This window comes from Deinococcus sonorensis KR-87 (genome assembly GCF_040256395.1).
In the GTDB taxonomy this organism is placed as follows: Bacteria; Deinococcota; Deinococci; order Deinococcales; family Deinococcaceae; genus Deinococcus; species Deinococcus sonorensis.
In genome coordinates, this window is the sequence record NZ_CP158299.1 from 1,536,428 (window position 1) to 1,549,043 (window position 12,616).

Annotated in this window: 13 protein-coding genes; 8 read left to right on the forward strand and 5 right to left on the reverse strand. The window is 70.7% G+C overall.

Going from position 1 to position 12,616, the window contains the following annotated elements; genetic code table 11:
* The first annotated feature begins 2 nt into the window (after positions 1-2).
* Complete coding sequence (ddrC, locus tag ABOD76_RS12795; protein WP_350242347.1) at positions 3-707, forward strand: DNA damage response protein DdrC; 705 nt, start codon at positions 3-5, stop codon at positions 705-707.
* Between the two features lie 198 nt (positions 708-905).
* A complete protein-coding gene (gene rny / locus ABOD76_RS12800) occupies positions 906-2,561 on the forward strand; it encodes a ribonuclease Y (RefSeq protein ID WP_350242348.1) in 1,656 nt (551 codons plus the stop codon).
* Positions 2,562-2,627: 66 nt separating this feature from the next.
* Here rny and ABOD76_RS12805 read toward each other — a convergent pair whose 3' ends face one another.
* Positions 2,628-3,182, reverse strand: coding sequence for a YIP1 family protein (locus ABOD76_RS12805; RefSeq protein ID WP_350242349.1), 555 nt, complete (start codon positions 3,180-3,182; stop codon positions 2,628-2,630).
* Between the two features lie 116 nt (positions 3,183-3,298).
* Between ABOD76_RS12805 and ABOD76_RS12810 the strand changes: the two genes are divergently transcribed.
* A complete protein-coding gene (locus ABOD76_RS12810; RefSeq protein ID WP_350242350.1) occupies positions 3,299-3,619 on the forward strand; it encodes a hypothetical protein in 321 nt (106 codons plus the stop codon).
* Here ABOD76_RS12810 and mltG read toward each other — a convergent pair.
* Genes mltG through pdxY form a run of 3 tightly spaced genes read right to left on the reverse strand, consistent with a single transcriptional unit; the run spans position 3,610 to position 6,527 of the window.
* The gene (gene mltG / locus ABOD76_RS12815) at positions 3,610-4,635 is read right to left on the reverse strand and encodes an endolytic transglycosylase MltG (RefSeq protein ID WP_350242351.1); all 1,026 of its coding nucleotides are present in this window, start codon (positions 4,633-4,635) and stop codon (positions 3,610-3,612) included. The genes ABOD76_RS12810 and mltG overlap by 10 nt on opposite strands.
* A complete protein-coding gene (locus tag ABOD76_RS12820; RefSeq protein WP_350242352.1) occupies positions 4,632-5,597 on the reverse strand; it encodes a carbohydrate kinase family protein in 966 nt (321 codons plus the stop codon). Before ABOD76_RS12820 ends, mltG begins: the two co-directional genes overlap by 4 nt.
* A gap of 45 nt (positions 5,598-5,642) precedes the next feature.
* On the reverse strand, positions 5,643-6,527 hold the full coding sequence (pdxY, locus tag ABOD76_RS12825; RefSeq protein ID WP_350242353.1) for a pyridoxal kinase PdxY: 885 nt from the start codon (positions 6,525-6,527) through the stop codon (positions 5,643-5,645).
* A 75-nt stretch (positions 6,528-6,602) separates the two neighbouring features.
* Here pdxY and ABOD76_RS12830 point away from each other — a divergent pair, with 75 nt between their 5' ends.
* From ABOD76_RS12830 to ABOD76_RS12840, 3 genes are all read left to right on the forward strand, one after another.
* Positions 6,603-7,067, forward strand: coding sequence for a MarR family winged helix-turn-helix transcriptional regulator (locus ABOD76_RS12830; protein ID WP_350242354.1), 465 nt, complete (start codon positions 6,603-6,605; stop codon positions 7,065-7,067).
* Complete coding sequence (locus tag ABOD76_RS12835; protein ID WP_350242355.1) at positions 7,064-8,290, forward strand: cytochrome P450; 1,227 nt, start codon at positions 7,064-7,066, stop codon at positions 8,288-8,290. Before ABOD76_RS12830 ends, ABOD76_RS12835 begins: the two co-directional genes overlap by 4 nt.
* Before the next feature lie 258 nt (positions 8,291-8,548).
* Positions 8,549-8,953, forward strand: a complete 405-nt coding sequence (locus ABOD76_RS12840; RefSeq protein ID WP_350242356.1) for a hypothetical protein — start codon at positions 8,549-8,551, stop codon at positions 8,951-8,953.
* 52 nt (positions 8,954-9,005) lie between these two features.
* Here ABOD76_RS12840 and ABOD76_RS12845 read toward each other — a convergent pair whose 3' ends face one another.
* Positions 9,006-9,857: a M55 family metallopeptidase gene (locus ABOD76_RS12845; protein WP_350242357.1), complete on the reverse strand. Its 852-nt coding sequence runs from the start codon at positions 9,855-9,857 to the stop codon at positions 9,006-9,008.
* A gap of 84 nt (positions 9,858-9,941) precedes the next feature.
* On the opposite strand from ABOD76_RS12845, the gene ABOD76_RS12850 reads away from it, so the two are divergent.
* Positions 9,942-11,687 (forward strand): sensor histidine kinase, encoded by a 1,746-nt coding sequence (locus ABOD76_RS12850; RefSeq protein WP_350242358.1) that lies wholly within the window; start codon positions 9,942-9,944, stop codon positions 11,685-11,687.
* The gene (locus ABOD76_RS12855; RefSeq protein WP_350242359.1) at positions 11,684-12,592 is read left to right on the forward strand and encodes a hypothetical protein; all 909 of its coding nucleotides are present in this window, start codon (positions 11,684-11,686) and stop codon (positions 12,590-12,592) included. Before ABOD76_RS12850 ends, ABOD76_RS12855 begins: the two co-directional genes overlap by 4 nt.
* The last annotated feature ends 24 nt before the right edge of the window (positions 12,593-12,616 follow it).

Consider the following 12,616-nt stretch of genomic DNA (forward strand, 5'->3'; position numbering starts at 1 on the left):
CTATGAAACTGCTTGCCCAGATGATCCAGGTCGGCCCCCGCTCGCTGCCCGCTCAGGGCGGTCTGGTGCAGGCTGACGCCGTGTTCGAGATGCTCGGTCTGACCCGCCCGGAGGCGTGGGAACCGTACGCTCAGCTCCATGACTTCACCAGCCCGAAGCGCGACTTTGGGTTCGGCCCGGAACCGACCCTCAGCCTGCCGGAAGTGGTGAGGCTCGCCTTCAATACCCAGACCACCCAGGCCCGGCGCTGGCAGCGTCAGGCGCAGGGCTGGCTGGTCCGCATGCTCAGCGGCGACGTACGCCTGAGCGCCGAGATCGCCGAGCGCAACCCCGAGCCGGAGGCGCGGCGCTGGCTGCATGCCCGCCTGGAGAACCAGGAAGCCCGCAAGACCCTGATGAGCACGGTGGCCCGTCACGGCGGCAGCGGCCCCATCTACGGTCAGCTGGGCAGCATCAGCAACCGCAGCGTGCTGGGCATGAACAGCGCCTCGCTGCGGCAGGAGCGTGGCGTGCGCGCCACCCGCGACGGCCTGCGGACCGATGAGCTGCTGCGCCTCAGCTACCTGGAGAGCGCCACCGCGCGCGCCATCGAGGAGCGGGGCGTCCAGGGCAACGAGCCGATCCTGGCTCTGCACCGCGACCTGGCTGAGCGGGAGCGCCAGACCTGGGGCGGCAGCGTGGCCGGCAGTGCGCCTCAGGCCGGCTGAAGCGCCACCGCTGTCTTCCAGGGCCGACCCGCCATGCGGGTCGGCCCTTCGCCTGTGCCTTCCCACCTTCCGGCACGTTCCCGCACGTGCTTGCGTATACACTGTCAGGGAGTGTTCACACTCGAAACATCCATCTACACGGCGTGCTTCCCGGACTGTGCGGCGGGTGGAAGCACGCCATCATGACAAAGGAGCGACATGACTTATCTCTATGTCATTCTGGCGCTTCTGATCGGTCTGACAGGCGGCATGTGGTACGGCTGGGGACGGGGACGGGGCCAACGCGCCGTGCTCGACGACCAGCTGCAACGGGAAGCGCGGGCTGAGGCCGAGCGGATCCGGACAGAGGCGGAGACGCAGGCCCAGCAGGTCCGGGCCGAGGCGGCGCGGCTCCGTGAAGACGCCAGCAGGGTGCATCAGGAGGCAGAACACAGGCAGGCGCAGGCGGCAGCCCAGCGCGACGCGGCGATGCTGCAGCGCGACGCGGCCATTGCCGACGCCCAGCGCGAGCGCGAGGGACTCCAGGCCGATCGCCAGGACACCAAGCGTGAGCGCGACGAACTCAAGCGCGAGATCGAGCGGCTCAACCGCCGGGCCGAGCAGCTGGATGCCCGCGGCGAGAAGCTCGACACGCTGGAAGAACGGCTGGAGCGCGAACACAAGCGCCTGACTGATCAGGAGGCGGGCCTGCAGGAGCGGACCCGTGCGGTGGAGCTCAAGCTGTACGAGGTGGCCGGGCTCAGCCAGGAACAGGCGCGCGAGCAGATCCTGGGCCGGCTGGACGCGGAGCTGGAAGAGGAGAAGGCCATCCGGGTCAAGGCGATGCAGGAACGCGCCACGGCGGACGCCAAGCGGCAGGCCCGCCACATCATCGCCCAGGCCATCCAGCGCAGCGCCTCCGAGACCTCGGCGGCGCTGTCCGTCTCGGTGGTGCCGATTCCCAGCGACGGCATGAAGGGGCGCATCATCGGGCGCGAGGGCCGCAACATCCGGGCCTTCGAGGCGCTGACCGGCGTGGACCTGATCATTGACGACACCCCGGAAGCGGTGATCCTGAGCAGCTTCAACCCGGTGCGGCGCGAGGTGGCCCGGCACGTGCTGGAAGCGCTGGTGCAGGACGGCCGCATCCATCCGAGCCGCATCGAGGAGATGGTGCACCGCGCCCAGGATGACATGAAGGCCTTCATTCATAACCAGGGCGAGGAGGCAGCCATCGAGGCGGGCGTGGTGGGCATCAAGCCGGGGCTGGTGCAACTGCTGGGCCGCATGTACTTCCGCACCAGCTACGGGCAGAACGTGCTGAAGCACAGCGTGCAGGTGGCGCACCTGACCGGCATCATGGCCGCGGAGCTGGGGCTGGACGTGTCGGTGGCGCGCCGTGCGGGCCTGATGCACGACGTGGGCAAGAGCATCGACCGTGAGATTGAAGGCACCCACGTGGACATTGGCGTGAGTCTGGCGCGGCGCTTCGGGGAGAGCCCCGAGGTGGTGGACGCCATTGCCCACCACCACGACCCGGAGAACGGCGAGACGCTCTACAGCGTGCTGGTGGCCGCCGCCGACGCCATCTCGGCGGCCCGGCCCGGCGCGCGGCGCGAGGAGCTGGAAAGCTACATCAAGCGGCTGGAGGCGCTGGAGCACATCGCGGTCAGCTTTCCCGGCGTGCAGCAGGCCTACGCGGTCCAGGCGGGCCGCGAGGTGCGGGTGCTGGTGCAGCCGGAGAAGGTCAGCGACGCCCAGGCGACCCTGCTGGCCCGCGAGATTGCCAGCCGGGTGGAGCAGGACATGGAGTACCCCGGTCAGGTGCAGGTGACGGTGGTGCGCGAGAGCCGGGCGGTCGAGATCGCCAAGTAGCGGAGCACGGCAGAAGGCGGGCCGATGGAGACTCTCCATCGGCCCGCGCTGTGTTCCGCCCCGCGCTTACAGGCTGTACACCAGCGCGTTCACGATGACCAGACCCACCCCGGACAGCACCAGCGTCACGATGGCGCCCGCCTGATCGCGGATGTTCATGCTGCTCTGCACCGCCAGATAGCCGAAGTAGACGTTGATCAGGCCCAGCACGAACGACACCAGCCAGCCGAGAATCGGGATGATGCCGATCACGGTGGCCGCGATGGCAATCGGCACATAGAACAGGGCGAAGGTATAGGCCACCTCCGGGTAGGTGCCGGTGCCCTTGAAGAGGTTGCGACCGATCACGTACACCAGCCCGGTGAAGGCGCCGAAGCCGATCAGCGTGCCGATCAGCCGCACCACGAACTGGTTGAGCGGGTTCACGCCGCTGTGGAAGATCCCGAAGAAGCCGGCGATGACGGCCGAGACCAGGGCGGCGAGCGCCACGTACATGAACGCGTCGCGGGTGGTTCCGGCCCGCTCAAAGCGCTCGAAGGTGGCGACGCTGGGTCTGGACAGCACGGCGGCGCTCTGGCTGAACATGTTCTGGAAACTGGCGGCGGTCTGTGAACGGGTCATGGCTGCTTGTGCTCCTTGTGGGCCGGGAACTCCCCGTGACCGGAATGGTGATGCCCGGTGCGTAATACGTGCCGGTTGCCCGCAGAGTTGCGCCGGCCCTGAACTACACTGCCGGCATGACCAATGGCAAGCAGATTTCCCCGGAAGACCGCCAGAAATACGATCAGATCTTCATGCAGGTGGTGATGGGCGTGCAGCAGGAGGTGCAGCAGAGCCAACCGGTCCGGCCCGGCAACCTGGCGGCCATGTTCCACAAGGAGCAGGTGAGTGAGGCGCTGCAGGGCTGCGCCATGCTGATCGCCGGCTGGAATGAGGGCCGCATTGACGAGGCGGGCGTGACCCGGGCCGCGCGGGCGCTGCGCGGTCTGGACCAGCCGGACCTGGCCGGGCGGGTGGAGGGGCTGACCCGGATTGACGAGCCGGAGCCTCAGCGGTAGCGGGCCACGTCGCGCAGGTGGGCGGCGTAGGTGGCGTTGGCATGAATCTGGCCGTCGGTGCCGTGCACGAAGTACAGCGCCGGCTTGCCGCTGGCCAGCAGGCGGGTGGGCTTCAGCACGCTCAGCAGCGCCGCCTCGCCGGGGTTGTTGATCGGGCCGGCGGGCAGGCCCTGGCGGGTGTAGGTGCTGTAGGGCGTGTCCTTGGTGAAGTCGCCGGCCGAGCGGTCCAGCTCGTTGAGTTCCTTGCCCAGCCCGTAGGCGACGGTGGGATCGCTGCCGAGCGCGATGCCGTCCTGAAGCCGGTTCAGAAAAATGCCCGCGATCAGCGGCATCTCGGCGCTGTTGGCGGCCTCGGCCTGCACCATGCTGGCCAGCGTGACCCAGCCGCGCACGTCCAGGCCCAGCTTGCGGGCGGCGGCCACGCGCTCCGGCGTGAACTCCTGCTGCATCCGGTCCACCAGCGCCTGGACGATCTCGGCGTTGGTGGCTTCCGGACGGAAGGGGTAGGTGGCGGGGAACAGGAAGCCCTCCAGGTTGCCGCGCGCGTAGCGGCTCCGCTGGGCGTCCTGTAGCGCGCGCGGCAGGGTGGAGGGGTCGCCCAGGCGCGCCGCCTTGAAGATGGCTGGCAGGTCCTTGAGCCGCTTGCCCTCGGGGATGGTCACGCTCACCACCCGGGGGCGCGGCGGCTGGGCCAGTCGCTCGGCCACCTGGAAGGCGTCCAGCCGGGCCGGCAGGGTATAGAGGCCCTCACGCAGCTGCCCGGCGGTGCCGCGCACGCGCATGATGGCCCGCAGCGCGTCCGCGGACTGCACCACCTGCTGGTCCTGCAGGTGGCGGGCCACGGCCGGCAGGGTGTCGCCCGGCTTCACTTCCAGGGTGTACGCGTGGCTGCCGGCGGCGGGCCGGGTCAGCTGATAGCCGTACCAGCCCACCCCGGCCACCACCGCCACGATCAGCAGCAGCAGCGTGAGCAGCACGCGCAGCCAGATACGGGGACGCCGCCGCAGGGTGGTCATCCCTGCACCAGATACGGCTGCAGCCGGGCCTGCAGGTCTGCGTCGGCCGGGGGCCGCGCCCCGAAGCGCGAGATCACCCAGCCGCCCACCTGAGTGGCGCACTCGGCGGCCCCCAGCGGGTCATGGGAGCGCAGGTAGTGGGCCAGGAACGCCCCGCCGAACGCGTCGCCCGCGCCGGTCGCGTCCATCAGGGTGTCGCGGGTGGCCGGAATGTGCGTGCGGATGGTCTGGGGGCCGTCGATCAGCGCGCCCTGTTCGTCCATTTTGAGCACCACCAGTGCGGCCGGGTAGCGCTCGCGGAACCAGTCCATCGCCCGCTGGTGGTCGGCCTGGCCGCTCATCGCCACCGCCTCATCGGCGTTGGGAAAGATGACGTCAAAGGGGATGTGGTCCAGCACCGCCAGGAACGCCTCGCGGCCCACCTGCTGGATCATCTGGAAGCTGCCCGGGTCCAGCGACAGGGTGGCGCCCGACTGATGGGCCAGCCGGGCGGCCTCCAGGGCGGCACCGCGCGGCGGGTCGCGGAACAGACTCCAGGCGGTCAGGTGCAGGTGCCGCGCCGACTGCAGCAGAGAGACCGGCAGCTCCTCGGGCAGCAGCTCCCAGTCGGCGCCCTGGCCGCTCAGCATGGCCCGCTGGCCGCGCTGGTCAATCAGCGCCAGCACCACCCCGGTGCGGTGCTCCCCGGACCACAGCACCTGCGGCTGCACGCCCTCGTCCTGCAGCTCGGCCACCGCCAGTTCCCCGAAGTGGTCGCGGCCGATCTTGCCCACGAAGTGGCTGCTCAGGCCGCATCGCTGCGCCCAGACCGCCAGATTGGCGGCGCTGCCGCCGCCCGACAGTTCCAGGCGGCCAGTGGTGTCTCCGCCCGCCAGCAGCAGGGTGTCGGGTTTGGCCAGCACGTCCCAGGCCAGGTCGCCCAGCGAGACGAGGGGGCGCGGGTCACGGGCAGGGTCACGCATGTCAGGTGAGCGTACCAGACCGGGGCGGGTGTGGGGAGGGGCTGCTTACACCCGCTCAGCTGGAAAGAGGTGGCTCGGCTCGCGGTACTCGTCCTGGGCGGCAATCAGCTGGATCTCACGGGTGCCGGCGTGGTGGGTGCGCTCCAGCAGGGCGTACAGCGCGCTCATGGACAGGCTGAGCGCCTGCGCCACGTCCCGGCGCTGCAGATAATGTCCGAAGAACAGCGCGGCGATGGCGTCGCCGGTGCCGTTGCGCGGCGGGTCCAGCGGCAGCAGCGGGGTGCGGCACAGCCACGCGCCGTCATCACTCACGGCCAGCGTCTCGATGGTGCCCTGAGGGGCGTCCTCGCGCACCAGGCTGGTGACCAGCACCAGCCGGGGGCCGCCGCTGTGCATCCGGGCGCGCAGGATGCTGGCGGCGTCCAGCGCGTCGGCCAGCGTGCGCACCGTCTGCCCGGTCAGCAGCTCCAGCTCGAACTGGTTGGGGGTCAGCACGTCCGCCTGCGGCACCGCCTGTGCCCGGATCAGCTCCGGCAGTTCCGGGCGAACGAAGATGCCGCGGCCCACGTCGCCCATCACCGGGTCGCAGCAGTACAGCGCCTGCGGGTTGGCGGCCCGCACCCGCGCCGCCGCACTCACCACCGCCGCCACCGTGCCCTCACTGCCCATGTAGCCGCTCAGCACGGCCGCGCAGCTGCCCAGCACCCCGCGCGCCTCGATGCCGCTGACCAGCTCGGCCACCGTCTCGGGCGGAAATACCTGCCCGGTCCAGGCCCCGTAGCCGGTGTGGTTCGAGAACTGCACCGTCTGGATGGCCCAGACCTCGAAGCCCAGCCGCTGCAGCGGAAAGACGGCGGCGGCGTTCCCGGCGTGGCCATAGCTGACCCACGACTGGATGGACAGGATATTGAGGGGAAGCGCGGTGCTCATGCCCCCCATGATAGCCCCCCGCCCGATTGTTGCATTTCGCAATGATTCCTCATGCCGATCCGGCATCATGGACCGGTGCCGCCCGATCTGAACAGTCCTTCCCTGCGTTTTCTGACCGCCTACTGGAACGTCTGGCAGGCGCTGGCCGCACGCGCCGAACTGCAGCTGTCGCAGGAGCACGGCCTGGACCTGCGCGCCTTCATCGCCCTGAGTTACCTGCAGTCCGGCGTGCGCTCGCCCGGCGAGCTGGCCCTGCAGATGGGCCTGCCGCGCTACGTGGTGACCCGCACGCTGGATGCCCTCAGCCGGCTGGACGCCGTGGAGCGGGCCACCGACCGCGCCGACGGTCGCCGGCAGCAGCTCGGCGTGACGGCGGCCGGGCGCGCGCTGTGGCAGCAGGCGCTGCAGACGGTCGAGGAGGTGTGCGAGGTGCCGCTCTCCTCGGTGGAGGGCGGCCTGACCCCGCTGACGTTGCAGCTCGAACAGCTGGCCCGCGTGGCCCAGCATCCGCTTCCCACCCCCCAGGAGATACACCCATGACCCAGACTCCAGACGCGGCCGCTCCTGGCTGCCCGTTTCACGCCTCCACCGGCAGCAAGACCGTGCAGCCGGACGCGCCACGCCCGGACGCGGCCGTCACGATCGGCAGCCAGGGCTACTACCGCATTCACGGCCTGGACGCCACCCGTCAGGTGCTGCGCAGCGAGGCGGTGCAGCAGGCTGGACTGGGAGCCGAGCAGGTGCGGCAGGTTCAGGCGCTGCACCACATGCCGGTGCTGTACATGGAGGGGGAGCAGCACCACGAGATGCGCCGCCAGACCGCCCGCTACTTCACCCCGGTGGCGGTGGCCGGCTACCAGCAGATGATGGGCCAGCTGGCCGACCGGCTGATCGCGGACTTTGCAGCGCGCGGCGAGGCGCGGCTGGACGACCTGAGCCTGCAGATGGCCGTGGAGGTGGCGGCCCGGGTGGTGGGCCTGACCGACAGCCTGCTGCCCGGTCTGGCCCGGCGCGTGACGGGCTTTGTCTCCAACGGCATGGACAGCGCCCCCGGCGCCGCACAGCCGCAAAGCCCGCTGCGACAGCTGGCCAGCCAGCGGCAGATGCTGGCCTTCTATCTGCTGGACGTGACCCCGGCCATCCGGGTGCGCCGGCGGGAGGTGGCGGCCGGACGCCCGCGCGACGACCTGATCAGCCACCTGATTCAGCGGCAGTACAGCGACCTGGAGATCCTGACCGAGTGCCTGACCTACGGCACCGCCGGGATGGTCACCACCCGCGAGTTCATTCAGGTGGCCGCCTGGCACTTCCTGGACAACCCGGAACTGAAGCACGAGTACCTGCACGCGCCGGAAGCGGAGCGGCACCGCATCCTGCACGAACTGCTGCGGCTGGAGCCGGTGGTGGCGCAGCTGTACCGCCGCGCCGTCACCGACCTGACGGTGGCCGGGGTGCCGATTCCGCAGGGCAGCGTGATCGAGCTGGACGTGACGGCGGCCAATACTGACCCTCAGGAGCTGGGTGACACGGCCCTGGAGATCTGCCCGGGGCGCCCGCTGCCCAGGGGGGTGCAGCCGCCGGTGATGAGCTTCGGAGATGGGCATCACCGCTGCCCCGGCGCGTATCTGGCGATCCGGGAGAGCGACGTGTTCCTGCGGCGCCTGCTGATGCTGGACGTGCAGCTGGTGCGGCCCCCCCAGGTGAGCCGCAACGAGACGGTCAAGGGCTACGAGCTGCGCGACTTCCGGCTGCGGCTGGCCTGAACCCGCAGGCAGCGGAGAGGCGGCGCCATTGGCGCCGCCTTTGTTCTGGGCTCCCGGCGCGGCCACAGGCGTCTTCACAGAACCTGGAACGCTCCTTCGCGGACCGTGGGCCGACCGTGCGGCGAGCCTGAACAGGGCAGCGGCACGCTGAAGGCACGAGGAACCGCCCTCCAGCTCCACCTAAAGACGGACGCCACTTTTTCCGGTCCAGCGCATCCTGAGACCACCCGAGGCCAGCGCGCCTCACAAGGAGACCCCATGAACAAGTACATCCTGACCGCCCTGAGTGCCCTGATCCTGACCGGCAGCGCCTTCGCCAGCACCCAGACCCAGGTGGCCGTCTCGGCCGGCAGCGACGGCGTCAGCGGCTACCAGCAGCTGTACACCGAGGCCAGCTGGCAGACCATCTGGGTGCCGCTCAGCGCCATCGGCGGCGTGGTGCCGTCCAACCTGAACCTGCAGGCCAGTGGGCTGCCGGACGGCGTAACGGTCACGCTGACCGGCACCAGCGTGATGAACGGCTCGCTGCTGCTCACGGTGGACACCGAGCGTGCCAACACGGCCCTGCCGGTCAACAGCATGGCGACCCTGACGCTCCGCTCCGGCACCACCGCCCTGACCACCTTCCAGCTGCCGGTGGTGGGCGTGGCCTACACCGACTGAAGCGGAGCCGAGCGGACGGGCCACCTGGACGCTTCCGGGTGGCCCGTCCGCTTCAGCCGTTGAGCCGGACCTCGGCCACTTTCGCCAGCATCCGGAACGTCTGGAACAGCAGGAACGCGTTGTCGGCGGTGTACGTCACGCCCACCGGGCTCACCCGCGTGACGCCCGGCACCCGCTCGCACTGGTCGGCGCGCGCCTGATGGTCAAAGTCCAGCTGCACCGTGGCCGGGAACGGAGTGCGGTACGGCTGGACGTGGCCCACCAGCCCCATCGCGGCGCGGCTGCCCTCCCGGATCAGTTCCTGGGCGCGGACCGGGTGCAGGTGCACCGCGCTGAACATGCTCAGCCCCTGCTTGACCGCCACGCCCACCACCTCGTCGCCCAGTTCGGCCTGCACCTGCGCCACCGCCACGTCGTCGCCGCTGACGAATACCACCGGCACTCCGTAATGGCCGGCCAGCAGCGCGTTCAGTCCGGCCTCGCCGGTGCTGACCCCGTTCACGCGCACGTCGCGGATGAAGCCGTTCCAGGTGTGGGCCAGCGGCGCGCCCGGGGTGCCAGCGCGGGCGTGGTAGCCCACCAGCAGCAGCGCCGCCACCCCTTCCTCCTGCACGCCCTGCACCATGCTCAGGGGGCGGTCATTGCCGCTGATGAAGCGCACCTGGGGGGTGAGGTCCTCCGGAATCAGGTTGCGCATGGTGTCGTGCGAATCGGCGATCAGCACGTCGGTGGCGCCACCCTCGAAGGCGCCCAGCGCGGCGGCGTTGGCTTCCAGGGTCATGCGGCGCCGCGCCCGCTCGTACTCGCTGCCGCTGACCAGTCCGCCAAATTCGGGTGGGCTGACCTGCACCCACGAGCTGACCCCGCACACGCCCTCCATGTCCACACTGATCACGACTTTCATGGGCCCAGCCTACACAGCTTTGCCTCACCGGCTGCGACTTTCGGAGGACGACCCGGTGCCGGGTCCGCCGCTACCGTCTGAGGCATGATGACCACCATGGACCCGCCGCTGCGGCCCGACCCCCCCCTCCGTCCCGCGCCCGGCGGCTACTTCGGCGAACTGCGGGACCCGCAGACCTACCGCCAGCTCACCTACCACCTGCTGGCCATGCTGCTGGTCCCGATCTACGGGGCACTGCTGCTGGGCGGCGCCTCGGCGGGCCTGGGGCTGCTGATCATAGGCGTGGGCCTGTTCATCCTGCTGGGGGTGGTCTGGCTGCTCCGCCCGCTGGCCGACGTGGAGCGCGCGCTGGGCACCGCGCTGCTGGGCGTCCGCCTGGAGCGGGCCCGGCCGGTGGTGCGCCCGAGCGGCCTGTGGCCCTGGGTGGGCCAGACGCTCAGCGACCCGGGCACCTACAAGGAACTGCTGTACTTCGTGCTGAAGGGGCCGTTCACGGTGCTGAGCAGCACCATGCTGGCCCTGCTGCTGAGTGGCCTGGTGACGGTGGTGCTGCTGCCGGTGCTGTGGTTCCTGCAGCCGGCCTCCTCCGAGGCGCGGACCACACCGGTTGTGATCGGGCAGCACGCGTACCTGCTCAGCACCCCGTCGGTGCTGTGTCTGGTGCTGTTCGGGCTGGCGGCGCTGGTGCTGGGCGTCGCGCTGCTGAACCTGCTGGCGCGGGGCTGGGCTTTTCTGTCGGTGCTGCTGCTCACCGATCTGGGTGAGGCGCAGGCGCGGCGCGAGGTGCAGGCGCTCAGCCAGGGGGCGCGGGCCGTCGCCTACGGCGGCGACCTGAAGGCCACCCTGATGGCGCTGCTGGCCCAGGGCCTGGGCGCCACGCGGGCCAGCGGCGCCGTGCTGACCCAGGACGGTGCTCGTCTGGCCGAGTCCGGGTTCGTGGCGGCGGACCTCCTGAGCCGGGCGCAGGTGCCGGGCACCCCCGGCAGCGCCACCCTGGCCCGCGATCCGGAAGGCGGCACGCTGGCCAGCCTGCGGGTGCCGCTGCGGGTGGCGTCCGGGGCGGCCGCGCTCCAGGTGCTCTACACCCCTCAACAGGTGCCCAGCACCCGCGAACTGGAGCTGTGGGCCGCGCTGGCCGACCAGTCGGCCAGCGCCCTCGACACGGAGGCGCTGCTGCGGCGGGCCGAGGTGCAGGGCGGCGAGCAGGAACGGGCGCGGGTAGCCCGGGAACTGCACGACTCGGTGGCGCAGGCGCTGTTCGGCATCGCCCTGGGCGCCCGGACCGCGCGCGCTCAGCTGGAGGGTCAGCCGCAGCAGGCGGCCGCCAGCCTGGACTACACGGTGCAGCTGGCCGACGCCGCCACCGCCGAGATGCGCGCGCTGCTGTTCGCCCTGCGCCCCGACGCCCTGGATGAGGGGGGCCTGGCCGTGGCGCTCACCCGGCTGGCCGAGATGCTGCAGGTGCGCTATCAGCGGAACGCCCGGGCGCAGGTGTCGGGTGAGCCGGACCTGACGCTGGCCGACAAGGGCGTGCTGTATCGCATTGCCCAGGAAGCCACCCACAATGCCGTGAAGCACGCGGGGGAGATGTCCTCGCTGACCATCTCGCTGCAGCCGCAGGCCGACGGCTGGGAGCTGACCGTGCAGGACGACGGCCAGGGCTTTGATCCGCAGCAGCCGGCGAGTGGCCGGCTGGGGCTGCGCAGTATGGCGGAGCGGGCCCGCGAGGCCGGCGGGACGTTGAACATCGAGAGCGCGCCGGGACTCGGCACCCGCATCATCGCCCGGATTCCTGCCCGCCCCCACCACGATCAAGGAGTGACCGCATGACCAGCAGCTTCCGTTTTACCCGTCCGCAGCCGAGTCCCGGCCAGATCGTTGTGCGCCTGCTGGGCAGCGTCGTCCTGATGTGGTTGGCGCTGCTGGGCAGCCGGCTTGCCCTGACCCCGACCCAGGTCCCGCACCTGCAGCCGCAGGACGTGGTCCGGACCGTGCCGCTCGCGGGCGCCCCCGCGCTGACCGTGAACGCGGTCACCGACGCGCCGCTGACGGTCGCGGCCGGCAGCGGGTCGGCGCTGAGCGCTCACCTGCTGGGCAGTCAGGCCGACCGGCTGACGGTTCGGACTGCCCGGCGAAACGGTACGCTGACCGCTGAGCTGAGCCATACGCACCAGCCGGACCCGCCCATCATGTCGATCATGTCATTCAGCCACGATGACCCCTGGAAACAGCCGGCCCTGGCACTGACCCTCCCGGCGACGGTGCCGCTGGACCTGAACCTGAGCGAGGGCCGTCACCGCCTGACCCTGGACCTCTCGGCGCTGACCGTCCGGCAGCTGCGGCTGACCGGCCGGCGGGGAGACGTGCGGCTGACCCTGCCGGCCAGCGGCACGACCCGCGTCCAGCTGGCCCGCAGGTATGGCAGCGACCTTCAGCTGACCGTGCCCGCTGGGACCAGCCGGATCAGCGGGACGGTGGTGCTGGACAGTACCCCGCTTCAGCTGCGCGTGCCGCCTGCCACGCCACTCCGGCTTACTCGCGTGTACCCGGAGGGCCCGCTGAGCGAGGCTTCCAGAGCCCTGCGGAGGCAACCGCCCGCCGGGATGGTGCTGGTGAGCGTACAGCAGGACGGTCATGTGTTGGTGTTCCAGACCCCGCAGCTGACCGGAACGCCGCGCCTGGACCTGCGGGTGGAGGGCGACACGCACGAGGTGCAGCTGGAGGTGGTCCGGTGAGCGCGCCCGTCCGGGTGCTGCTGG

Bases quoted from the DNA above. Each gene is read 5' to 3' on its own strand.
- ddrC (WP_350242347.1), top strand. From the start codon at position 3: ATGAAACTGCTTGCCCAGATGATCCAGGTCGGCCCCCGCTCGCTGCCC.
- rny (WP_350242348.1), top strand. From the start codon at position 906: ATGACTTATCTCTATGTCATTCTGGCGCTTCTGATCGGTCTGACAGGC.
- ABOD76_RS12805 (WP_350242349.1), bottom strand. From the start codon at position 3,182: ATGACCCGTTCACAGACCGCCGCCAGTTTCCAGAACATGTTCAGCCAG.
- ABOD76_RS12810 (WP_350242350.1), top strand. From the start codon at position 3,299: ATGACCAATGGCAAGCAGATTTCCCCGGAAGACCGCCAGAAATACGAT.
- mltG (WP_350242351.1), bottom strand. From the start codon at position 4,635: ATGACCACCCTGCGGCGGCGTCCCCGTATCTGGCTGCGCGTGCTGCTC.
- ABOD76_RS12820 (WP_350242352.1), bottom strand. From the start codon at position 5,597: ATGCGTGACCCTGCCCGTGACCCGCGCCCCCTCGTCTCGCTGGGCGAC.
- pdxY (WP_350242353.1), bottom strand. From the start codon at position 6,527: ATGAGCACCGCGCTTCCCCTCAATATCCTGTCCATCCAGTCGTGGGTC.
- ABOD76_RS12835 (WP_350242355.1), top strand. From the start codon at position 7,064: ATGACCCAGACTCCAGACGCGGCCGCTCCTGGCTGCCCGTTTCACGCC.
- ABOD76_RS12840 (WP_350242356.1), top strand. From the start codon at position 8,549: ATGAACAAGTACATCCTGACCGCCCTGAGTGCCCTGATCCTGACCGGC.
- ABOD76_RS12845 (WP_350242357.1), bottom strand. From the start codon at position 9,857: ATGAAAGTCGTGATCAGTGTGGACATGGAGGGCGTGTGCGGGGTCAGC.
- ABOD76_RS12850 (WP_350242358.1), top strand. From the start codon at position 9,942: ATGATGACCACCATGGACCCGCCGCTGCGGCCCGACCCCCCCCTCCGT.
- ABOD76_RS12855 (WP_350242359.1), top strand. From the start codon at position 11,684: ATGACCAGCAGCTTCCGTTTTACCCGTCCGCAGCCGAGTCCCGGCCAG.